19 protein-coding genes, 1 tRNA gene and 1 pseudogene are annotated in these 20,093 nt (G+C 67.6%); 7 read left to right on the top strand and 14 right to left on the bottom strand.

Going from position 1 to position 20,093, the window contains the following annotated elements:
* Nucleotides 1-20 precede the first annotated feature (20 nt).
* Genes IB278_RS32770 through IB278_RS32760 form a run of 3 tightly spaced genes read left to right on the top strand, consistent with a single transcriptional unit; the run spans nt 21 to nt 3,349 of the window.
* Nucleotides 21-809, top strand: coding sequence for a citryl-CoA lyase (locus IB278_RS32770; protein ID WP_192328464.1), 789 nt, complete (start codon nt 21-23; stop codon nt 807-809).
* A 5-nt stretch (nt 810-814) separates the two neighbouring features.
* Nucleotides 815-1,978: an acyl-CoA dehydrogenase family protein gene (locus IB278_RS32765; RefSeq protein ID WP_145741289.1), complete on the top strand. Its 1,164-nt coding sequence runs from the start codon at nt 815-817 to the stop codon at nt 1,976-1,978.
* 9 nt (nt 1,979-1,987) lie between these two features.
* Nucleotides 1,988-3,349 carry an MmgE/PrpD family protein gene (locus tag IB278_RS32760; protein ID WP_145741287.1) on the top strand — a complete coding sequence of 454 codons (1,362 nt, stop codon included), beginning with the start codon at nt 1,988-1,990 and terminating at the stop codon, nt 3,347-3,349.
* Between the two features lie 6 nt (nt 3,350-3,355).
* On the opposite strand, the gene IB278_RS32755 is transcribed toward IB278_RS32760, so the two are convergent.
* The 10 genes from IB278_RS32755 to yaaA form a co-directional block, all read right to left on the bottom strand.
* On the bottom strand, nt 3,356-4,063 hold the full coding sequence (locus IB278_RS32755) for an aspartate/glutamate racemase family protein (protein ID WP_192328461.1): 708 nt from the start codon (nt 4,061-4,063) through the stop codon (nt 3,356-3,358).
* Complete coding sequence (locus IB278_RS32750) at nt 4,064-5,071, bottom strand: Bug family tripartite tricarboxylate transporter substrate binding protein (protein ID WP_225613327.1); 1,008 nt, start codon at nt 5,069-5,071, stop codon at nt 4,064-4,066.
* Between the two features lie 136 nt (nt 5,072-5,207).
* Nucleotides 5,208-6,362 (bottom strand): mandelate racemase/muconate lactonizing enzyme family protein, encoded by a 1,155-nt coding sequence (locus IB278_RS32745; RefSeq protein WP_145741284.1) that lies wholly within the window; start codon nt 6,360-6,362, stop codon nt 5,208-5,210.
* A gap of 111 nt (nt 6,363-6,473) precedes the next feature.
* A complete protein-coding gene (locus tag IB278_RS32740) occupies nt 6,474-7,361 on the bottom strand; it encodes a LysR family transcriptional regulator (protein ID WP_145741282.1) in 888 nt (295 codons plus the stop codon).
* Between the two features lie 16 nt (nt 7,362-7,377).
* Nucleotides 7,378-8,268 (bottom strand): LysR substrate-binding domain-containing protein, encoded by an 891-nt coding sequence (locus IB278_RS32735; protein ID WP_145741281.1) that lies wholly within the window; start codon nt 8,266-8,268, stop codon nt 7,378-7,380.
* An 87-nt stretch (nt 8,269-8,355) separates the two neighbouring features.
* Nucleotides 8,356-9,261: an SDR family NAD(P)-dependent oxidoreductase gene (locus tag IB278_RS32730; protein WP_145741279.1), complete on the bottom strand. Its 906-nt coding sequence runs from the start codon at nt 9,259-9,261 to the stop codon at nt 8,356-8,358.
* Nucleotides 9,262-9,375: 114 nt separating this feature from the next.
* A complete protein-coding gene (gene queF / locus IB278_RS32725) occupies nt 9,376-10,254 on the bottom strand; it encodes an NADPH-dependent 7-cyano-7-deazaguanine reductase QueF (protein WP_145741277.1) in 879 nt (292 codons plus the stop codon).
* Nucleotides 10,251-11,150, bottom strand: coding sequence for an alpha/beta fold hydrolase (locus IB278_RS32720; RefSeq protein WP_192328457.1), 900 nt, complete (start codon nt 11,148-11,150; stop codon nt 10,251-10,253). Before IB278_RS32720 ends, queF begins: the two co-directional genes overlap by 4 nt.
* A 10-nt stretch (nt 11,151-11,160) precedes the next feature.
* A complete protein-coding gene (locus IB278_RS32715; protein ID WP_145741274.1) occupies nt 11,161-12,000 on the bottom strand; it encodes a 2OG-Fe(II) oxygenase in 840 nt (279 codons plus the stop codon).
* Between the two features lies 1 nt (nt 12,001).
* A complete protein-coding gene (gene yaaA / locus IB278_RS32710; protein WP_192328454.1) occupies nt 12,002-12,784 on the bottom strand; it encodes a peroxide stress protein YaaA in 783 nt (260 codons plus the stop codon).
* A gap of 107 nt (nt 12,785-12,891) precedes the next feature.
* Here yaaA and IB278_RS32705 point away from each other — a divergent pair, with 107 nt between their 5' ends.
* Both IB278_RS32705 and galU read left to right on the top strand, forming a co-directional pair.
* Complete coding sequence (locus tag IB278_RS32705) at nt 12,892-15,771, top strand: valine--tRNA ligase (protein ID WP_145741271.1); 2,880 nt, start codon at nt 12,892-12,894, stop codon at nt 15,769-15,771.
* A 109-nt stretch (nt 15,772-15,880) separates the two neighbouring features.
* Nucleotides 15,881-16,771 (top strand): UTP--glucose-1-phosphate uridylyltransferase GalU, encoded by an 891-nt coding sequence (gene galU, locus IB278_RS32700; protein ID WP_145741270.1) that lies wholly within the window; start codon nt 15,881-15,883, stop codon nt 16,769-16,771.
* A gap of 40 nt (nt 16,772-16,811) precedes the next feature.
* Here galU and IB278_RS32695 read toward each other — a convergent pair whose 3' ends face one another.
* From IB278_RS32695 to cysM, 3 genes are read right to left on the bottom strand one after another with little or no spacing between them, the layout of a single operon-like run.
* Nucleotides 16,812-17,039, bottom strand: coding sequence for a sulfurtransferase TusA family protein (locus IB278_RS32695; RefSeq protein ID WP_145741268.1), 228 nt, complete (start codon nt 17,037-17,039; stop codon nt 16,812-16,814).
* Nucleotides 17,029-17,607: an NUDIX hydrolase gene (locus tag IB278_RS32690; protein ID WP_192328451.1), complete on the bottom strand. Its 579-nt coding sequence runs from the start codon at nt 17,605-17,607 to the stop codon at nt 17,029-17,031. The genes IB278_RS32695 and IB278_RS32690 overlap by 11 nt, the downstream gene beginning before the upstream one ends.
* An 8-nt stretch (nt 17,608-17,615) precedes the next feature.
* Nucleotides 17,616-18,518, bottom strand: a complete 903-nt coding sequence (cysM, locus tag IB278_RS32685; protein ID WP_145741265.1) for a cysteine synthase CysM — start codon at nt 18,516-18,518, stop codon at nt 17,616-17,618.
* Between the two features lie 129 nt (nt 18,519-18,647).
* On the opposite strand from cysM, the gene IB278_RS32680 reads away from it, so the two are divergent.
* Both IB278_RS32680 and IB278_RS32675 read left to right on the top strand, forming a co-directional pair.
* Nucleotides 18,648-18,732: transfer RNA gene (locus IB278_RS32680), tRNA-Leu, on the top strand.
* A 384-nt stretch (nt 18,733-19,116) separates the two neighbouring features.
* Nucleotides 19,117-19,569, top strand: a complete 453-nt coding sequence (locus IB278_RS32675) for a hypothetical protein (RefSeq protein ID WP_145741263.1) — start codon at nt 19,117-19,119, stop codon at nt 19,567-19,569.
* 17 nt (nt 19,570-19,586) lie between these two features.
* Here the strand turns inward: IB278_RS32675 and IB278_RS32670 are convergent.
* Nucleotides 19,587-20,093, bottom strand: a pseudogene (locus tag IB278_RS32670) (SDR family NAD(P)-dependent oxidoreductase); the annotation flags it as partial.

The following is a 20,093-nucleotide window of genomic DNA, read 5'->3' as shown; positions in this document are numbered from 1 at the left end:
GGGCGGCATAGATTCGGCGCATGACCACCACAAAGATCAAGAAATCCCTGCACACCGCGCTCGGCCACAGCACCCCCGACAGGATCACTGTGCGCGGGCGCGACCTGCCCTCCGAGATCCTGGGCCACCTGAACCTCGGCGACATGGCCTTCCTGGAGCTCACGGGCCGCATCCCGACGCCGCAGGAATCGGTCACCTTCAATGCCATCGTCGTCACGCTGGTCGAGCATGGCGTCACGCCGAGCGCGCTGGCCGCGCGCCTGACCTATGCGGGCGCGCCCGAGGCGCTGCAGGCCGCCGTGGCCGCGGGCCTGTGCGGGCTGGGCACGGTGTTCGTGGGCAGCACCGAGGGCGCGGCGAAGATGCTCTACGAGGCCATTCCCTTCGGCGAGAAGCCGGGGCGGCCGCTCGCCGACATGGCGAAGGACATCGTGGCCGACCACCGCGCGCGCCAGCAGATCGTGCCGGGCCTGGGCCATCCGCTGCACAAGCCGATCGACCCGCGCACGCCGCGCCTGTTCCAGATCGCCGAGGAGAACGGCCTCTCGGGCCACTACGTGGCGCTGATGCAGGCGGTTCAGCAGGAGGCCGAGCGCGTCTCGGGCAAGTCGCTGCCCATCAACGCGACGGGCGCCATCGGCGCGATTGCGGCCGAGTTCGGCTTTCCGTGGAAGATCATCCGCGGCCTGGGTGTGATGGCGCGCGCCATCGGGCTCGTGGGGCACCTCCTCGAGGAGATCGACGACCCGATGGCCATCGAGATCTGGCAACGCGTGGAAAAGGAAGCCGGCGGCCCGCGCCAGGATTGAACGAGATGAACAACAGCAACGACACCCGCTTTCCCGACATCCGAGATGCCGTGCGCGACCTGTGCGCGCAGTTTCCCAACGAGTACTTCCGCAAGATCGACGAGGCCCGCGGCTACCCCGCCGAGTTCGTCGAGGCGCTCACCAAGGCCGGCTGGATGGCCGCGCTCATTCCGCAGGAGTACGGCGGCTCGGGCCTCGGGCTCACCGAAGCCTCGGTGATCATGGAAGAGATCAACCGCTGCGGCGGCAACTCGGGCGCCTGCCACGGCCAGATGTACAACATGGGCACGCTGCTGCGCCACGGCAGCGAAGCGCAGAAGCGCGCCTACCTGCCGCGCATCGCCACCGGCGAGCTGCGCCTGCAGTCGATGGGCGTGACCGAGCCCAGCACCGGCACCGACACCACGAAGATCAAGACCACGGCCGTGAAGAAGGGCGACCGCTACGTCGTCAACGGCCAGAAGGTCTGGATCTCGCGCATCCAGCATTCGGACCTGATGATCCTGCTGGCGCGCACCACGCCGCTGGCGGACGTGAAGAAGAAATCCGAGGGCATGTCGATCTTCATCGTCGACCTGCGCGAGGCCATCGGCAAAGGCATGACGGTGCGGCCCATCCTGAACATGGTGAACCATGAGACCAACGAGCTGTTCTTCGAGAACCTCGAGATCCCGGCCGAGAACCTGATCGGCGAAGAGGGCCAGGGCTTCAAGTACATCCTCGACGGCCTCAATGCCGAGCGCACGCTGATCGCGGCCGAATGCATCGGCGACGGCTACTGGTTCATCGACAAGGTCACGGCGTACACCAAGGAGCGCGTGGTGTTCGGCCGGCCCATCGGGCAGAACCAGGGCGTGCAGTTTCCGATTGCCGAGGCCTTCATCGAGATCGAAGCCGCCAACCTCATGCGCTATGAAGCCTGCCGCCTGTTCGATGCGCGCGAGCCCTGCGGTGCACAGGCCAACATGGCGAAGTACCTGGCGGCCAAGGCCAGCTGGGAGGCCGCCAATGCCTGCCTGCAGTTCCATGGCGGCTTCGGCTTTGCCTGCGAATACGACATCGAGCGCAAGTTCCGCGAGACGCGGCTCTACCAGGTGGCGCCGATCTCGACCAACCTCATCCTGAGCTATGTCGCCGAACACATGCTCGGCTTGCCGCGTTCGTTCTGAAGGCACTCCATGACCTCATCGAATCATCCCAGCCGAGAGCTCGCCACCTTCGCCGCCGAACTTCGCTTCGCCGACATTCCGGCCCCCGTGCTGCGCCGCACCGAGGACCTGATGCTCGACTGGCTGGGCTCCGTGCTCGCGGCGCGTGCGGCGCGGCCGGTGCGCAGCATCGAGCGCTTCGCGCAGGTGATGGGGCCGGCCGACGGGCCGAGCGAAATGCTCACGTCGCGCCGCACCACCTCGCCAGTGTTCGCGGCACTGGTCAACGCGGCGGCCTCGCACTATGTGGAGCAGGACGACGTGCACAACGGCTCGGTGTTCCATCCCGCGGCCGTGGTCATCGCGCCCGCGCTGGCCGTGGCGCAGAGCCTTGGCGCCAGCGGTGCGCAACTGCTGACCGCGGTGGTGGCGGGCTACGAGGTCGGCATCCGTGTCGGCGAGTTCCTGGGCCGCTCGCACTACAAGACCTTCCACACCACCGCGACGGCGGGTACGCTGGCTGCGGCTGCCGCCGTGGGCCGCCTGCTCGAGCTCGCGCCGCCGCAGATGCTGCACGCCTTCGGTTCGGCCGGCACGCAGTCGGCGGGCGTATGGGAGTTCCTGCGTGATGCGGCCGACTCCAAGCAGCTGCACTGCGCGCATGCGGCCGCCAGCGGGCTGATGTCGGCCTACCTCGCGCAGGACGGCTTCACGGGCGCGGCAAAGGTGCTCGAGGGTGCGCAGGGCCTGGGCGTGGGCATGTCGAGCGATGCCGATCCGGCACGGCTCACCGACCGCCTCGGCACGCGCTGGGCACTGGCCGAAACCTCGTTCAAGTACCACGCGTCCTGCCGCCACACGCATCCCGCGGCCGATGCGCTGCTGCAGGTGATGGCCGAACACAAGCTCGCGCATGGCGACGTGGCCCGCGTGACCGCGCATGTGCACCAGGGCGCCATCGATGTGCTGGGCCGCGTGACGGTGCCGGCCACCGTGCACCAGGGCAAGTTCTCGATGGGCACGGTGCTGGGCCTGATCGCGGTGCATGGCCGCGCGGGGCTCGGCGAGTTCGACCGCGACTTTCTCGCGCCCGAGGTGGCCGCGTTCCGCGACAAGGTGGAAATGGAACTCGATGCCGAGGTCGACAGCGCCTACCCCGCGCGCTGGATCGGCAAGGTCAGCGTGCGCACCAACGACGGCCGCATACTGGCCGGCCGCGTCGACGAACCCAAGGGCGACCCGGGCAACAGCCTGAGCCGCGCCGAGATCGAGGACAAGATGCAGCGCCTCGCGCACTACGGCGAAGGCGCCACCGCCGACGAGGCGAAGGCGCTGTGCCAGCGCATCTGGCAGCTGGAATCTGCGCCGCGCGTGGGCCGCTGGCTCGGCTGAGGCCGTTCAGGCGAACAGCCGGCCCTGCCCGGGCGAGCGCGCATCAAGGCACGCGGTGCGCACGAGGTCCCAGAACCCCGCAGGCGAACTCGACACCACGGGCAGCTGCAGCCGTGCTTCCACTTCGCGCACGGCATCGAGCGTGACCAACCCGCCGCATGAAATGAGGATGCCGTCCGCGCCGGGCTGCGCATCGAACACCCTGAGGCACAGGTCGACCAGCACCTGTGTGGGCACCTGGCCGACGGCCTGCACGTCGGAGATGGCCAGCCCCTCGAGCGCCAGCGGCTCGAAGCCGCTCTGTTCGAGGTAGCGCCGCAGATGCGCGTTGACCTCGTCGATGTAGGCCGTGGCCACCGCCACGCGCCGCACGCCCAGATGGCGCAGCGCGCCGACGATGGCGTTGCTCATGGTCGTGCAGGGCAGTCCGGTGGCGCGCGCCATCTCGACTTCGAGCTGCCGATTGAACGCGGCGCCGCGGAAGAAGCTCAGCGAGGTGCCCATGAGCGAGACCGCGGCAGCGCCCTCGGCCTTGAGCGCCACCGCCTTCTCGACCACCGAGTCGATCACCTCGGTGTACCCGCGCGTGGAAATTTCGCCAAGGCCCAGCCCCAGCGCGCTGAAGCGGATGCGGTCGCCGTAGAGCAGCGGACCGTCCACCGGCACCGCGCCGGCGGCCGGCGGCACGATCAGGCCCAGGTGCGGCAGCGCCATCTACTTGCCCTCCGCCACGATGTTCTGCTCGGCGATGATGCGTTGCCAGCGCTTCGTCTCCTCGGCCATGTCCTTGCCGAGCTGCGCCGGCGTGGCGTAGGCGCGCAGCGTGCCCTGCGCGGCCGCCGCGGCGCCGGCCTCGGGCGCATCGAGCACGGTCTTCACCGCGGCCGAGAGCTTGCCGACGATCTCGTCGGGCGTGCCGGCCGGTGCGAGCACGAAGATGCGCGGCGCCACGTCGAAGCCCGGCAGCGCATCGGCCAGCGGCGGCACGCTCTCGGCGCCTTCGAGCCGCGCGGTGTTCATCAGCGCGATCGCGCGCAGCTTGCCGGCCTTGGCCTGCGCCATGCCGGCCGTGGCGCTGACCACGCCGATCGGCACCTGCCCGCCGACCACGTCGGGCACGATCTGCGCGGCGCCCCGGTAGGGCACGTGCACCACGGTGCTGCCGGTCGATTGCTTCAGCATCTCGAAGCCCAGGTGCTGCACCGTGCCGACGCCCGAGGTGGCGAAGGAATAGCGCGCCGGGTTCGCCTTGAGCTCCTTCACCAGCTCGGCCGGCGTCCGGGCCGGAAAGTCGTTGCCGGTGACGATCATCAGCGGCGAGACGAAAGCCCCCGCCACCGGCTTGAAGCTGGTGAGCGGATCGAGGCCGATCTTCGGCTGCAGCAGCTTGGCGATCAGCAGCGCGCTGTCACCCATCATGAGCGTGTAGCCGTCGGGCGCGGCCTTGGCGACGAACTCGGCCGCGATCAGGCCGGCGGCGCCGGTGCGGTTGTCGACCATCACCTGCTGGCCGAGCACCGCCGACAGGCGCGTGCCCAGCAGGCGCGCGACCGCGTCGACGCCGCCGCCGGCCGAATAGCCGACCACGAGTCGGATCGGCTTGTCGGGGTACTTCTGGGCCCAGGCGGCAGGCGCGGCGAGCGCGCCAGCAAGGCCCAGGGCCATGGCAGCACGCAGCGCCTGGCGGCGTGCAGGGCGAACAAGGTCTGTAGCTTTTTTCATCGTGTCTCCAATGGTCATCGATCAGCGGCCGTCTGCGCGGCTTCTTCAAGTGCACCCGCGGGACCGGCTTTGCCGGGCCGCCGGGTGCGCCCCCCAGTGGGGGGAGCGCCAAAGGCGCTTCGGGGGGCGTCCATTCCTAGGCTTTGCCCTTGCCACGCGAAGTGGGCAGCTTCGCGAGCTCGCGCACGCGATCCGCATTGGGCGCGAAGCCCAGGCCCGGCGTCTCGGGCAGCTGCAGCCAGCCGTCCTGCGGCACCGGCAGGCCGTCGAAGACCTGCTTGAGCATCTGCACGGCCACGTAGTGGTATTCGGCCATGCCGCCGTTCGACACGCCCGCATGCAGGTGCATGTTGTGGAAGGGCCAGGCGCCGCCGTTGTCGATCGGCACGTTGAAGGCCTGCGCCATGCCCGCGATCTTCAGGCACTGCGTGTAGCCGCCCGAGATGGTCACGTTGGGCTGCAGCACGTCGGCCGCCTGGTTCACCAGCAGGTCGCGGAAGCGGAAGGCCAGCCCTTCGTTCTGCCCGCAGGCCAGCGGAATGCTGGTGCGTGCGCGCAGCTGGGCCATCTGCCGCACGTCGTTCTGCGTGAGCGGCTCCTCGAAGAAGCTGATGCCGTAGGGCTCGATGCGGCGCGCGAGCTCGGTCGCATGGAACAGGTCGAGGCCGCAGTTGGCGTCGACATACAGCTTCACGTCGGGGCCGACCGCCTCGCGCACGGCAGCCACGCGGCGCACGTCCTCGGCAATGACCTCGTCGATGGGCCGCGGCTCGTCTCGCCGCGCGAGCGCATGGCCGCCGACGGTCATCTTCAGGCGCCGGAAGCCCTGCGAGACCCAGAGCCTGGCGGCGGCGGCGAGCTGGTCGCGCTCGAAGAAGCCGAAGCCGAAGGTCGCATACACCGGCACCTTCGAGCGCGCACCGCCCAGCAGGCGCCACAGCGGCTGGCCGAGTGCTTTGCCCTTGAGGTCCCACAGCGCGATGTCGAGCGCCGCGATGGCGTGGCTCGCGTAGCCGGTCTGGCCGCGCGGCGAGAGCAGCCAGTAGAGCTTCTCCCACAGGCGCTCGGTGGCCATCGGGTCTTCGCCGATCAATGCCGGGCCGGCCACCTCGCGCACGGCAGCGGCGATGATTTCTTCTTCGGTGATGGCCGTCATGCCATGGCCGACAAGGCCGGTGTCGGTCTCGATCTCGGTCAGGCAGAGCGAGAGCGAGGTCTGCTGGTTGAGCCCCAGCACATCGATGGTGACGGGAATGTTCAGCGGCGTGGCGCTGACGCGGATGATCTTCAAGAATGTCTCCTTTTTGCCTTGCTTCGGCTGCACGATTCTTGGTGCGCAGGCCGTGGAGAACAATTCGTTTTTGGCGGGCGCGAGGCTTCGCGCGGCGCGAAGGCTCAGGGATCAGTCCGGCCGGCCGAGATGCTCCAGCACGGAGCGCGCGGCCGCGGTCAGGTCCTGCTGCCGCCGCACGCACAGCAGGTGCCGGCGCACCGCCCACGGCGCATCGAGCTTGAGGCAGCGCAGCTTCAGTATCTGCAGCTGCGGCAGGATGGCCGCGTAGGGCAGCACGCCGATGCCCACGCCCTGCTCCACCATGCGGCACACCATGTCGAAGCTGCCCACCTGCATGCGCACCTTGAGCGGCAGCTGCGCCTCCAGCGCCGCGTTCAGCAGCACGCGGTGCAGCGCCGTGCCTTCGCGCACCACGATATGGTCGTGCCGAAGCACCTCGTCCACGCCGATGCGCTTGCGCCTGGCCAGCGGGTGGTCGCGCGCCACCACCACCGCCAGTTCATCGCTGCGGTAGGGCAGGCATTCGAGCATTTCGGCGGGCGTGTGGCCCTCGATCACGCCGATGTCGGCCAGACCGGCCTGCACAGCCTTCACGACCTCGGTGCTGGCGCGCTCCTGCAGGTCGATCTTGAGCACCGGATGCAGCCGCAGGAAGGAGCCGATCTGCGCGGGCAGGAACTGCGCGATGGTGGACGCGTTGGCCGTGATGCTGACCACGCCCGCCACACCGTTCTGGAAATCGTCGAGCTCGGCGCCCAGCCGGTCCATGGCCGAGAGCACGGCGCGCGCATGCAGCAGCAGGCCATGGCCCGCCGAAGTGAGCGTGACGCCGCGCGCATGGCGCACCAGCAGCGGCAGCCGCGCGCGGGCTTCCAGGTCGGAGATGCGCTTGCTCGCGGCCGCAAGTGCGATGTGGCAGCGCTTGGCGCCTTCGCTGATGCTGCCGTGGTCGGCCACGGCCACGAACAGGCGCAGCGACTTCAGGTCGGCGGACATGGCCTGCGCGCCTTCTTCAGGGCGCAACGAGATGGTCGAACAGCTCGCGCGCCGAGGCCGGCAGCTGCTCGCGGCTGCGCGCGATCAGCTTGAGCTCGCGCTCCGCCCAGGCATCGCTGAGCGCCACGGTCGCGATGCGCATCGCCAGCGACAGCCGCTGCGCCGACGAGGCCGGCAGCACGCCGACGCCCACGCCCGCCTCGATCATCAGGCAGATCGCCTCGAAGCTGCTGACCTGGATGCGCGGGTTGAAGCCGCGGCCGGCCAGCTCGGCCCGGCGCTGCAGGAAGCGGTGGATGGCGCTGCCGTGGTGCAGGCCCACGTGCTGCTCGTCGAGCGTGTCGGCAAAGGCCACCGAGGGCGCACCCGCCAGGTGGTGCGCGGCGGGCACCACCAGCACCAACTGGTTGCGGCCGAAGGGGCGCGCATCGAGCTCGCCGGTGTGCACGTCGCCGGCCAGGATGCCGATGTCGGCCTCGCCATCGGCCACGGCGCGCACGATTTCCTCGCTCAGGTATTCGCGCAGGTCCACCTGCACCGCCGGATGCTGCGTCAGAAAACCGGCCAGCTTCTGCGGCAGGTATTCGGTGATGGAGGTGGTGTTGGCGAACACGCGCACATGGCCCTTGATGCCCTTGCCGAAGTCCTGCATGTCGCAGCGCAGGTGCTCCATCTGCTGCATCACGCGCTTGGCGTGGTAGAGCACCGCCTGCCCCGCGGCCGTGAGGCTCACGCCCTGCGCGCTGCGGTGCAGCAGCTTGCCGCCCACGGCTTCTTCCATCTGCTTGATGCGCGTGGATGCGGCCGCCAGCGAGATGCAGGCCTTCTCGGCGCCGCGCGTGAGGCTGCGCGCGTCCGCCACGTAGACGAACAGTTTCAGGTCGAACAGGTCGAAATGCAGGTTCACCGGGCGTGCGCACCAAAGAGGAAGGAAACGCGCATTGTCCGGCGAATGGCGTCCTGCGTACTCTCTTTCGGGTTTGTCCCCAGGCCCTCAGACCGGATCCCAGCTGAACACGTCGGCCGAACGGTCCAGCGGATGGAAGCTCGCGCGCATGGCGGGCATGGCGTGCTCGGCGATGCTCTCGGGCGTCCAGCCTTCGGAGCGGTGGATGGAGCGCACCGGCCGCGGCTGGCTGATGAGCGAGATCTCGTTGTTGCGCACCGAGAAGATCTGGCCGTTGACCGCGCCGGCCGCATCGCTTGCCAGGTACACCGCGAGCGGCGCCACCTTGGCCGGCGTCATCTGCTTGATCTTGTCGACGCGGGCGCGCTGCTCGTCGGTGTCGGTGGGAATGGCGCCGATCATGCGGCTCCAGGCGAAGGGCGCGATGCAGTTGGAGCGCACGTTGAACTTGAGCATGTCGAGCGCGGTCGACTTCGACAGCGCCACGATGCCGAGCTTGGCCGCCGCATAGTTGGCTTGGCCGTAGTTGCCGATGAGGCCCGAGGTCGAGGTCATGTGCACCATCGCGCCCGAGTTCTGTTCCTTGAAATGCGTGGCGGCCGCGCGGCTCACGTAGAAGGCGCCGTACAGGTGCACCTTGATCACGGCGTCCCATTCGTCGACCGACATCTTGTGGAAGAAGCGGTCGCGCAGGATGCCGGCGTTGTTGACCACCGCATCGATGCGCCCGAAGCTCTCGACCGCGCATTCGACGATGCGCGCCGCGCTGGCCGCATCGGCCACGCTGTCGGTGTTGGGCACGGCCTGGCCGCCCGCGGCGCGGATCTCGTCGACCACCTGCTGCGCAGGGCCGGCGCTGCCGCCCGCGCCGTCGAGCGCGGCGCCGATGTCGTTCACCACCACCTTGGCGCCATGGCTCGCCATGGCCAGCGCGATGTCGCGCCCGATGCCGCCGCCCGCGCCGGTGACGACGACTACTTTTCCTTCAACCATGTGTGTCTGCTCCGGATAGCCGCCCGCAGTGTCGCGGGCAGTTCCAGAATGCCACAGGGGCCGGGCTGCGGGTTCCGGATTTCCGAAGAGGGGCTTCGGCGGCGCCCTCGTCCCTTATTGCCGCGCAGTGCGGATGTTCGGCGGCAGCGCCTGCGGCCAGCTGGTGCGGAACGGGTTGATGTCGAGCCCGCCGCGCCGCGTGTAGCGCGCATACACCGCGAGCTTGTTGGGCTGGCAGCGGCGCCAGATGTCGGTGAACATGCGCTCCACGCAGGGTTCGTGGAACTCGTTGTGGTTGCGAAAGCTCACGATGTACGCGAGCAGGCCGGCCTGATCGATGGCCGGGCCGCTGTAGCGGATCTGCACGCTGCCCCAGTCGGGCTGGCCGGTGACGAGGCAGTTGCTCTTGAGCAGGCGGCTGGTGAGCGTCTCGTTCACCGGCGGCTGGGTGCTGTCGCTGGACAGCAGTTCGGGCGCAGGCTGGTAGTGGGTGCACTCGATGTCGAGCCGGTCGAGGTCCAAGCCGTCGAGCTCGTGCACCGGCTCGCGGTCGAACAGGTCGGGCGCCAGCAGCTTCACGCCGATGCCGGCCGATTGGTCGCTGCCGCGCCAGAGCGCCTCGGACAGGTCGGCGCGCAGGCGCTCGCGCACAGCCTCAACGCTCGCGAAGGCGCTGCTGTTGAAGCTGTTGAGGTACAGCTTGAACGACTTGCTCTCGATGATGTTGGGCGTTTCGCAGGGAATGGTGAAGTGCGCGATGGCCAGCTGGGGCTTGCCGCGCAGGTTGAGCCAGCTCACCTCGAACGCGGTCCAGAGATCGGCGCCGAAGAAGGGCAGCGCGCCGGCGGCGATGCCCATGGCTTCGCGCTGGGTGCTGCGCGCAATCGGAAAGAGCAAGGAAGGGTCGTACCGGTCGGCATAGGCCGAGGCGCGGCCCAGCTGCGACTGCTCGGGCGTGTTGGGGTTGCCGGGGGGGATGTTGTCGAGGCTCATGGCTTGTGGTGTTCTTCGGCCGCGTGCAGGAACGGCGCGATGTGGTGGGCGAGGATGGCGCAGACCTCGGGCGGCAGGTCATGGCCCATGCCGGGAATGCTGACGAACTTCGCGCCCGGAATGCGCTTGGCGGTGTCCAGCCCGCAGGCCATCGGCACCAGCGCGTCGGCTTCGCCGTGCAGCACCAGCGTCGGGCACTTGATGCGCGGCAGCACTTCGGGGCGGCGCGCGTCGGCGCCAATCGCGAGCATCTGGCGGAACATGCCGGCCGGGCGGTAGGCGCGGCGCATGCTGAAGGTGAGGCGCTCGGCCAAGGCCTCGGTGCTCTGCGGATAGGCGGGGCTCTGGATCAGCCTGAGCAGCCGGATGCTGTGCGCCACCAGCTCGGCCTCGCCGCCGCCCAGGGGCCGGCGCAGCAGCATGGCGGCAACATCGCTGCGCGGTCCGGGCAGGCCCCGCGCACCGCTGGAACTCATGATGCTCACGAGGCTGGTCACGCGCTCGGGCGCTTCGGCGGCCAGGTGCTGCGCGATCATGCCGCCCATCGAGGCGCCGATGATGTGCGCCTGCCTGATGCCCAGCGCGTCGAGCACGCCCAGCGAATCGCGCGCCATGTCCTGCAGGGTGTAGGCCGAACGCACCTGCAGGCCCAGGCGCTGGCGGATGCTCTCCCACACGATGTTGCCGGTGCCCGCATGGTCGAAGCCCTGGCTCAGGCCGATGTCGCGGTTGTCGTGGCGCACCACGCGAAAGCCCGCATCGACCAGCGCCTGCACGAAGTCCTGCGGCCAGCCGACCAGCTGCATGCCCAGGCCCATGATGAGCAGGGCCACGGGGCGGCCTTCGCCGCCGGTGTCGTCGACCTCGATCTGCAATCCGTTGGCCAGCAGCTTCATCGCGCCCTTGTCATTTGAATTCGCGTTCGCGCAGCCATTTGGTGGCCACCCACTTCTCGCCCGCGAGCACGGGCGCGCCGCCATGCAGCGTGCGGGTGGCGGGGTCGGGTTCCTCGTAGCTGAAGAACACGCCGGTGCCGCGCACGGGCGCCACTTCCAGGCCGACGTCGGGGAAGGTGGTGGCACCGCCCTGCCCCGGCTCCTGCAGGTACATCACGAGCGTGGCCACGCGCTGGCCGCCGCGCTTGAGGATGGTGGGCGTGCCGGGCTCGCCGGGATCGAAGTAGTCGTAGTGCGGGCGGTACTGGGCGCCGGGCGCATAGCGCAGGATCTGCAGGCCTTCGCCAAACTCCACCGGCCAGCGCAGCAGCGCGGCAATGCGCTGCTCGAGGCGCGAGACGATCTCGTTCTCGCCGCGCTCGAAGAACATGCCTTCGCTGGTGCGATCGACGTTGAGCACCTCTCCGCCGGTGCGCGTCTCGACCGTGAGCGAGCGCGCCAGCCGCACCCGCGCCGCGGCGATCAGCCCTTCGCACTCCTCGGGCGACACCAGGTTGCCGAACACGACCACGCGCGGATGCCGCATGGTCTGCAGCACCTGCACGCGGCGGTCGCCCGCGTCAATGTAGAGCGGCGCGCCTTCGAGGTCGGGGCCGGGCATCTCGGTGCGCCGCGGCCTGGCCACCTCCACGTGCGGAAAGCCGGCCTCGAGCTGCGCCAGCGCGAGGTCGGTGGCCGCGTCCTGCCAGCCGGCCGCGCGCATCGAGGCGCGCAACGCGGGCACCGAATGCCCTGCCGCGAGCTGCGACACCAGCCATTCCCGGAGCTCCGGACTGATCGGTTGCGACATATCAAGTCTTCCTTCTGAACACCAGCCTTTCGGCGTTGGACACCGTGGCGTCGAAACCATAACCCTCGAGATCGAATTTTTCCAGCGCCTTGGGCGTGGCGGCCTTGTGCAGCACCGCCCAGCGCGCGAGCAGGCCGCGGGCGCGCTTGGCGTAGAAGCTCACGATCTTGTAGCGGTCGCCCTTCCATTCCTCGAACACGCATTCGACCACGCGCGCCTTGAGCGCCTTCCGGTCCACCGACTTGAAGTACTCCTGCGAGGCCACATTGACCACGACCGGCGCGCGGTCGGCCGCCAGGCGCTGGTTCAGGTGCTCCGCAATGCGCGAGCCCCAGAAGGCATACAGGTCCTTGCCATGGCGATTGGCAAGCGGCGTGCCCATCTCGAGCCGGTAGGGCTGCAGCAGGTCGAGCGGGCGCAGCAGGCCGTAGAGGCCGCTCAGGATGCACACGTGCTCCTGCGCCCAGGCCAGTTGCGCGGGCGTGAGCGAGCGCGCGTCCAGGCCCCCGTAGACGTCGCCGTCGAACGCGAAGGCGGCCTGGCGGGCGTTCCTGGGCGTGCTCTTGCCGGACCAGGCCTGGTAGCGCGCCACGTTGAGCGCAGAGAGCTTGTCCGACAGGTGCATGAGCTCCGAGATCTGCTGCGGCGACTTCTCGCGCAGCAGCCTGATCAGTTCGGCCGAGGGGCCGCGAGGGGCTTCGAAATGGGGTTGGGTGGCGGGGATTTCGGCGGGAACGGGGGTGTCGTAGTCGAGCGATTTCGCAGGGGAGAGCAGGAAGAGCATCCCGGAATTATGTGGGGTGGGGCTGCCCCGGGGCGGCCCCGGTAAAATCGCCGGCTATCCCATCTTGTCCCCACGGCACCCCCGAAGGCGCCGCTTCTGCATTTCCCATGAGCGAACCCACCACCCCTTCCGCCCAGCCTGGACTGGAGAGCCTCTCCAAGTCGTTCGAACCCGCCGCCATCGAGGCGCACTGGGGCCCCGAATGGGAGCAGCGCGGCTACGCCAAGGCCGGTTTCCGCGGCACGCAGCAGCCCAAGGAAGGCGCCGATTCGTTCGCGATCCAGCTGCCGCCGCCCAACGTGACGGGCACGCTGCACATGGGCCATGCCTTCAACCAGACCATCATGGACAGCCTGGCACGCTACCACCGCATGAAGGGCGACAACACGCTGTGGGTGCCGGGCACCGACCATGCGGGCATCGCAACGCAGATCGTGGTGGAGCGCCAGCTGCAGGAGCAGAAGATCAGCCGCCATGACCTGGGCCGCAAGAATTTCGTGGCACGCGTGTGGGAATGGAAGGAAAAATCGGGCAACACCATCACCGAGCAGATGCGCCGCATGGGCGACACGGTCGACTGGAGCCGCGAATACTTCACGATGGACGACGACCTCTCGAAGGTGGTCACGCAGACTTTTGTCTCGCTCTACGAGGAAGGCCTGATCTACCGCGGCAAGCGCCTGGGCAACTGGGACCCGGTGCTCAAGACCTCGGTGAGCGACCTCGAAGTGGAAAGCGAAGAGGAAGACGGCTCGCTCTGGCACATTGCCTACCCCCTCGAAGACGGCAGCGGCACACTGACCGTGGCCACCACGCGGCCCGAGACCATGCTCGGCGACACCGCCGTGATGGTCCACCCCGAAGACGAGCGCTACAGGCACCTGATCGGCCAGCGCGTGAAGCTGCCGCTCGTGGATCGGCTGATTCCCATCATTGCCGACGACTACGTCGACAAGGAATTCGGCACCGGCGTGGTCAAGGTCACGCCCGCGCACGACTACAACGACTATGCCGTCGGCCAGCGCCACAAGCTCGAGCTGATCGGCATCCTCGCGCTCGACGCCACCATCAACGACAACGCGCCCGAGAAATACCGCGGCATGGACCGCTTCGTGGCGCGCAAGGCCATCGTGGCCGACCTCGAGGCGCTCGGCCTGCTGGTCGAGGTGAAGAAGCACAAGCTGATGGTGCCGCGCTGCGCGCGCTCCGGCGCCATCGTCGAGCCGATGCTCACCGACCAGTGGTACGTGGCCATGACGCGCCCCGGCGCCGACGGCCAGTCGATCGCGCAGAAGGCCATCGACGTGGTGAAGACCGGCGAGGTGCGCTTCGTGCCCGAGAACTGGGTCAACACCTACAACCACTGGATGGAGAACATCCAGGACTGGACCATCTCGCGCCAGCTCTGGTGGGGCCACCAGATCCCCGCCTGGTACGACGAAGACGGCAAGGTGTACGTCGCGCACGACGAGGCCGAGGCGCAGGCCAAGGCACCGGGCAAGACGCTTCGCCGCGACGAGGACGTGCTCGACACCTGGTATTCGTCGGCGCTGGTGCCCTTCTCCTCGCTCGGCTGGCCCGCGAAGACTGAAGACCTCGCGCTGTACCTGCCCTCCACGGTGCTCGTGACGGGCTACGACATCATCTTCTTCTGGGTCGCCCGGATGATCATGATGACCAAGCACTTCACCGGCAAGGTGCCGTTCAAGGACGTGTACATCCACGGCCTGGTGCGCGATGCGCAGGGCAAGAAGATGAGCAAGTCCGAAGGCAACGTGCTCGACCCGGTCGACCTGATCGACGGCATCGCACTGCCCGAGCTGCTCGACAAGCGCACGCAGGGTTTGCGCAAGCCCGAGACCGCGCCCGCGGTGCGCAAGAACACGCAGAAGGAATTTCCCGAAGGCATTCCGGCCTTCGGCGCCGATGCGCTGCGCTTCACCTTCGCATCGCTCGCCTCGCTCGGCCGCAGCATCAACTTCGACAGCAAGCGCTGCGAGGGCTACCGCAACTTCTGCAACAAGCTCTGGAACGCCACGCGCTTCGTGCTGATGAACTGCGAAGGACAGGACTGTGGCCTGCGCGAGCACACGAAGGAAGAATGCAAGGTCGGCGGACCGGCGCACGGCTACCTGAAGTTCAGCCGCGCCGATTTCTGGATCGCCTCGCAGCTGCAGCGCGTCGAGGCCGAAGTGGCCAAGGGCTTCGAGGAATACCGGCTCGACAACGTGGCCAACGCCATCTACCAGTTCGCCTGGGACGAGTTCTGCGACTGGTACCTGGAAATCGCGAAGGTGCAGATCCAGACCGGCGACGATGCGCAGAAACGCGCCACGCGCCGCACGCTGATCCGCACGCTCGAGGCCTTGCTGCGCCTCGCGCATCCGGTAATTCCGTTCATCACCGAGGAGCTCTGGCAGAAGGTGGCGCCCGTCGCCGGACGCGAGGGCGAATCGATCATGATCGCGGCCTACCCCAAGAGCCAGCCCGAGAAGATCGACGAAGCGGCTGAAGCGCATGTGGCGCGCCTGAAGGCGCTGGTCGATGCCTGCCGCACGCTGCGCGGCGAAATGAACGTGTCGCCCGCGGTGCGCCTGCCGCTCTATGCTGTGGCCGACGATGCCGAGGGCGCTGCCTTCCTGCGCGATGCGGCGCCGGTGCTGCAGGCCCTCGCCAAGCTCAAGGAAGTGAAGGTCTTCGACGACGAGGCTTCGTGGTCGGCGGCGGCCGAAGCGGCGCCCGTGGCCGTGGTCGGCACGGCGCGCCTGTGCCTGCACATGGAGATCGACAAGGCCGCCGAGCGCGCGCGCATCGGCAAGGAAATTGCTCGCATCGAGGGCGAGATCCTCAAGGTGAACGGCAAGCTTGGAAACGAAGCCTTTGTGGCTAAGGCACCGCCGGCCGTGATCGAACAGGAGCGCAAGCGCCTGGCCGATTTCAGCACCACGCTGGAGCGTCTTCGCGACCAGCTTGTGCGTCTCGGCTGACACACGTGGGTCTGGGCAAGGTTTAGCATGGCAACGACGGCATTTCCATGCCGCCGTTGAGCCATCAAACCTTCTTCTTCAACTGAACGAACAGACGCCCAAATTGTCCATGCCCACTCCCTCGACACGCATCCGCAAGGCCGTATTTCCTGTTGCAGGTTTCGGCACCCGCTTTCTGCCCGCCACCAAGGCGCAGCCCAAGGAAATGCTGCCGGTTGTCGACAAGCCACTCATCCAGTACGCGGTTGAGGAAGCCTACGCGGCGGGCATTCGCGACATGATTTTCGTAACTGGTCGAAACAAACGTGCCATCGAAGACCACTACGACACCGCCTACGAACTCGAAAGCCAACTCGAGGCCAGCGGCAAGCTCGAACTGCTCAACATCGCGCGCTCGGTCATGCCCGACGACATGACCTGCTCCTACGTGCGCCAGCCGCGCATGCTCGGGCTCGGCCATGCGGTGCTGTGCGCCGAACACCTCGTGGGTAACGAGCCCTTCGCCGTGCTGCTGGCCGACGACCTGATGGTCGGCCCCGTGGGCGGCGCACCTGTGCTCGCGCAGATGACGGCCGCCTTCGGCAAGCTCGGTGCTTCGGTGCTCGCGGTGCAGGAAGTGCCGCTCGAACACGTCAAGCGCTACGGCATCGTGGCGGGCGAATCCATCGGCGACGATCTCGTGAAGGTCGATCGCATGATCGAGAAGCCTTCGCCGGACAAGGCTCCCTCGCGCCTCGGCGTGGCAGGCCGCTACATCCTCACGCCCGGCGTGTTCGACGAGATCCGCAACCAGCCCAAGGGCGCGGGCGGCGAGATCCAGCTCACCGACGGCATCGCGGCGCTGATGAAGAAGGAATCGGTCTACGCCTATGCCTACAAGGGCATCCGCTACGATTGCGGCAGCAAGGAAGGCTTTCTGCAAGCGTCGGTGGAGCTTGCACTCGCGCACCCCGAGGTCGGTGCGCAGTTCCGCGAATACCTCAAAAGCCTGGAGCTCTGAAGAAAAAGGGCCCCGACGGGGCCCTATTCTTTTGTTCCGGTCAGCGCCTCTTCAGCACATGGATGAAGTCGCTGCCGATCGTCTGCTGCTCGACCAGCTCGTTGCCGGTCTGGCGCGCAAAGGCCTGGAAGTCGCGCACCGACCCTGGGTCGGTCGACACCACCTTCAGCAGCTGGCCGCTCGCCATGTCGTTGAGCGATTTCTTGGCCTTGAGAATGGGCAGCGGGCAGTTCAGGCCCCGCGTGTCGAGTTCGCGATCAACCTGCATTCTTCGGCTCCTCGGGCGGCAGGTTCAAGCCGCGCCGCCGCTCCTCGTTCTCCGCCGCGGTAAAGAACACCGGCTCGTGCCCCCGGGTGCGCAGCCAGTCGGCCAGCGCATAGCCGGTGCCCGCGGGCCAGCACTTGAGGTCGGGCAGGTCGTAGAGGCGGTAGTCCAGCAGCTCGGGCGAAAGCTTCACCTCGCCATCGGCCACCACGTGGTAGGCGATGATGATCTGGTTCATGCGCTGGAAGTCGTACGCGCCGACCAGCTTGGCCGCGCTCACGTCGAGGTTGGTTTCTTCCTTGACCTCGCGCGCAATGCCTTCCTCGGGCGTTTCGCCGGCTTCCATGAAGCCGGTGATCAGCGCGTACATCTTCACGGGCCATGCGGCGTTTCGCGCCAGCAGCACCTGGCCTCGGTATTCGACGATGGCCGCGAGCACGGGCGTGGGATTGTTCCAGTGCGTGTGGCCGCAGGAGGGGCAGCGCAGGCGCTCCTTGGGACCGCCGTCTTCCATCAGCGCGATCCATTCGAGCGGCGTGGCACAGGCCTGGCAGAACTTGGGATGGGCCATGGCTTCGATCAGGCAGGAAACACGCCGGTCGACAGATAGCGGTCGCCGCGGTCGCAGACCACGAACACGATGGTCGCGTTCTCGACCGTCTTGGCAACCTCGAGCGCCACCCAGAGCGCGCCGGCCGCGGAGATGCCGCCGAAGATGCCCTCTTCGCGCGCGAGGCGCCGGCACATTTCCTCGGCATTGTCCTGGCTCACGCTGATCTCCTCGTCGACGCGGCTCGGTTCGTAGATCTTGGGCAGGTATTCGGCCGGCCACTTGCGGATGCCCGGAATGCGCGAACCTTCGGCCGGCTGCGCGCCGATGATGCGCACCGCGGGGTTCTTTTCCTTCAGGAAGCGCGAGACGCCGGTGATGGTGCCGGTGGTGCCCATGGCGCTCACGAAATGCGTGATCTTGCCCTTGGTGTCGGCCCAGATCTCGGGGCCGGTGGTCTCGTAGTGGATGCGCGGGTTGTCGGCGTTGGCGAACTGGTCAAGCACCCGGCCCTTGCCCTGCGCCACCATCTGCTCGGCCAGGTCGCGCGCGTATTCCATGCCGCCGCTCTTGGGCGTGAGCACCAGTTCGGCGCCGAAGGCCTTCATGGTCTGGGCGCGCTCGACGGACAGGTCCTCCGGCATGATCAGCACCATGCGGTAGCCCTTGATGGCCGCAGCCATGGCCAGCGCGATGCCGGTGTTGCCCGAGGTGGCTTCGATCAGCGTGTCGCCGGGCTTGATTTCGCCGCGCTCCTCGGCGCGCTTGATCATCGAGAGCGCGGGGCGGTCCTTCACCGAGCCCGCGGGATTGTTGCCTTCCAGCTTGCCCAGGATGACATTGCCGCGCCTGGCGTTCTCGGCCGCATCGATGCGTTGCAGTGCCACCAGGGGGGTCTTGCCGATGGCGTCTTCGATCGTCGGATAATTCATGGCAACGCCCGCATGGCCGCCCAAAGGGCGTTGAGCGCCCCCTCGGGGGGCAGCGAGAACACGAAGTGATGAGCGTGGGGGCAATTCATATTGCCACTGTGCCATAATTTTGGGCTTCCTTCCGGATGTGCCCGGGTGGTGAAATTGGTAGACGCAGGGGACTCAAAATCCCCCACCGAAAGGTGTGCCGGTTCGATTCCGGCCCCGGGCACCACGTCGACACGGCGTATTTGGCGATAGTTTTTTCGCCAGCATTGCTCCAACCGTCCCGCATCTGTTTCGCGACGTGTTCCGCAAATTGAAAACCTCCCGCAGGGGTTGATCGATTCGCCGCTTCGACCGCCGCCACGATCGTCTCTCTCTCTTTTTTAGTCCGGCCGCCCTTCTCTTGCCCCACTCACGCCACCGGTGCGTTGGAGCCGGCCCGGTCGTGAGCAAGTCAGTGGTCGCGGGTTCAACGTCCCGATTTCCGCTGGATGCCGGCCCGCGCACACGCCACCCCAGGTCCTACATCCGGGCTCGCTTTGGCAGAGCAGAACTTTGATGCCCGGCGCTGACTCGCGCACCGCGACAGTCAAGCTCGGCAAGGAGAATCGAAATGAACCACACAAGACGCCTTCTGACCACCGGCCTCGCCCTTTCCGGCGTATTCGGCTTTATCGATGCGAGCTTCGCCAAGGGAAAGCATCACCAGCACAATGGCGCGAAATTGGTGGGCGACAAGCTCAAGAGCAACGGCCAGCACGTCATCGACAAGAGCGGGCCGCACACGGTCTCCGTGGACATCAAAGACGCAAAGATTGCTGCGTTCCACGTCAAGCATGCAAACAAGGGCGATCTGCCGGTCAAGAAATACAAGACGAACAAGAAGCTGGCCCGGGCGGACGGAATGCAATACGCCACCTTCATCCAGGTTCAAGACACATACCTGGGAATGACATACATCGGGTACAGCTATGTCGACGACTACGGCGACGAGCAGATCTACTGGTATCCCTATGACATGATCCTGGATGGGGACACCGGTGCGGTCGAGTACGTTGCTGTCTGAACCCGACGCGCACGCCTTCAGGCGGTTGCTTCTTCGCGCAAACCGGTGTGCACCGTCGGATGCGCGAGCCGCACGCGCAGCTCGCGCTTGAGCCGCGTGTTGTCGAGCCGGCGCGATTCGCCCATGAAGCTCAGCAGCTGCAACGGCAGCTGGCGCTGGGCTTCCTCGCGCGCCACGCGCGGCGGGCGCGGCATGCCGTAAAGATCGGCCGCGAGGTCGATGTAGTCGCCCATGCGCAGCTCGGTGTCGTCCGAGACATGCACGATGCGCTGCGGCCGGCCGCGGAACAGCGCCGCCACGCAGGCTCTTGCAAGATCGTCGGCATGGATGTGGCTGGTGAACACGTCGTCCTCGCGCCGCAGCACCGGCGTGCCGCGCGCGAGCCGCTGGCGCGGCGTGCCGCCCTCGCGGTCGGGCGCGTAGATGCCCGGAATGCGCAGGATGCTGGCGCGCACGCCCGCGCTGCGTCCGAGCCAGCGCACGGCGCGCTCGGCGTCCACGCGGCGGTGGGCGCGGGGCGTATC

The sequence above is a fragment of the Variovorax sp. VRV01 genome (genome assembly GCF_014852545.1).
Lineage (GTDB): Bacteria > Pseudomonadota > Gammaproteobacteria > Burkholderiales > Burkholderiaceae_C > Variovorax > Variovorax beijingensis_A.
The sequence above is the reverse complement of the archived record's forward strand: the minus strand, read 5'-3'. Positions and strand labels throughout refer to the sequence as shown.

Excerpts from the sequence above, each read along its gene's own strand:
- IB278_RS32770 (WP_192328464.1), top strand. The coding sequence starts at position 21 with ATGACCACCACAAAGATCAAGAAATCCCTGCACACCGCGCTCGGCCAC.
- IB278_RS32765 (WP_145741289.1), top strand. The coding sequence starts at position 815 with ATGAACAACAGCAACGACACCCGCTTTCCCGACATCCGAGATGCCGTG.
- IB278_RS32760 (WP_145741287.1), top strand. The coding sequence starts at position 1,988 with ATGACCTCATCGAATCATCCCAGCCGAGAGCTCGCCACCTTCGCCGCC.
- IB278_RS32755 (WP_192328461.1), bottom strand. The coding sequence starts at position 4,063 with ATGGCGCTGCCGCACCTGGGCCTGATCGTGCCGCCGGCCGCCGGCGCG.
- IB278_RS32750 (WP_225613327.1), bottom strand. The coding sequence starts at position 5,071 with ATGAAAAAAGCTACAGACCTTGTTCGCCCTGCACGCCGCCAGGCGCTG.
- IB278_RS32740 (WP_145741282.1), bottom strand. The coding sequence starts at position 7,361 with ATGTCCGCCGACCTGAAGTCGCTGCGCCTGTTCGTGGCCGTGGCCGAC.
- IB278_RS32730 (WP_145741279.1), bottom strand. The coding sequence starts at position 9,261 with ATGGTTGAAGGAAAAGTAGTCGTCGTCACCGGCGCGGGCGGCGGCATC.
- queF (WP_145741277.1), bottom strand. The coding sequence starts at position 10,254 with ATGAGCCTCGACAACATCCCCCCCGGCAACCCCAACACGCCCGAGCAG.
- IB278_RS32720 (WP_192328457.1), bottom strand. The coding sequence starts at position 11,150 with ATGAAGCTGCTGGCCAACGGATTGCAGATCGAGGTCGACGACACCGGC.
- IB278_RS32715 (WP_145741274.1), bottom strand. The coding sequence starts at position 12,000 with ATGTCGCAACCGATCAGTCCGGAGCTCCGGGAATGGCTGGTGTCGCAG.
- yaaA (WP_192328454.1), bottom strand. The coding sequence starts at position 12,784 with ATGCTCTTCCTGCTCTCCCCTGCGAAATCGCTCGACTACGACACCCCC.
- IB278_RS32705 (WP_145741271.1), top strand. The coding sequence starts at position 12,892 with ATGAGCGAACCCACCACCCCTTCCGCCCAGCCTGGACTGGAGAGCCTC.
- galU (WP_145741270.1), top strand. The coding sequence starts at position 15,881 with ATGCCCACTCCCTCGACACGCATCCGCAAGGCCGTATTTCCTGTTGCA.
- IB278_RS32695 (WP_145741268.1), bottom strand. The coding sequence starts at position 17,039 with ATGCAGGTTGATCGCGAACTCGACACGCGGGGCCTGAACTGCCCGCTG.
- IB278_RS32690 (WP_192328451.1), bottom strand. The coding sequence starts at position 17,607 with ATGGCCCATCCCAAGTTCTGCCAGGCCTGTGCCACGCCGCTCGAATGG.
- cysM (WP_145741265.1), bottom strand. The coding sequence starts at position 18,518 with ATGAATTATCCGACGATCGAAGACGCCATCGGCAAGACCCCCCTGGTG.
- IB278_RS32675 (WP_145741263.1), top strand. The coding sequence starts at position 19,117 with ATGAACCACACAAGACGCCTTCTGACCACCGGCCTCGCCCTTTCCGGC.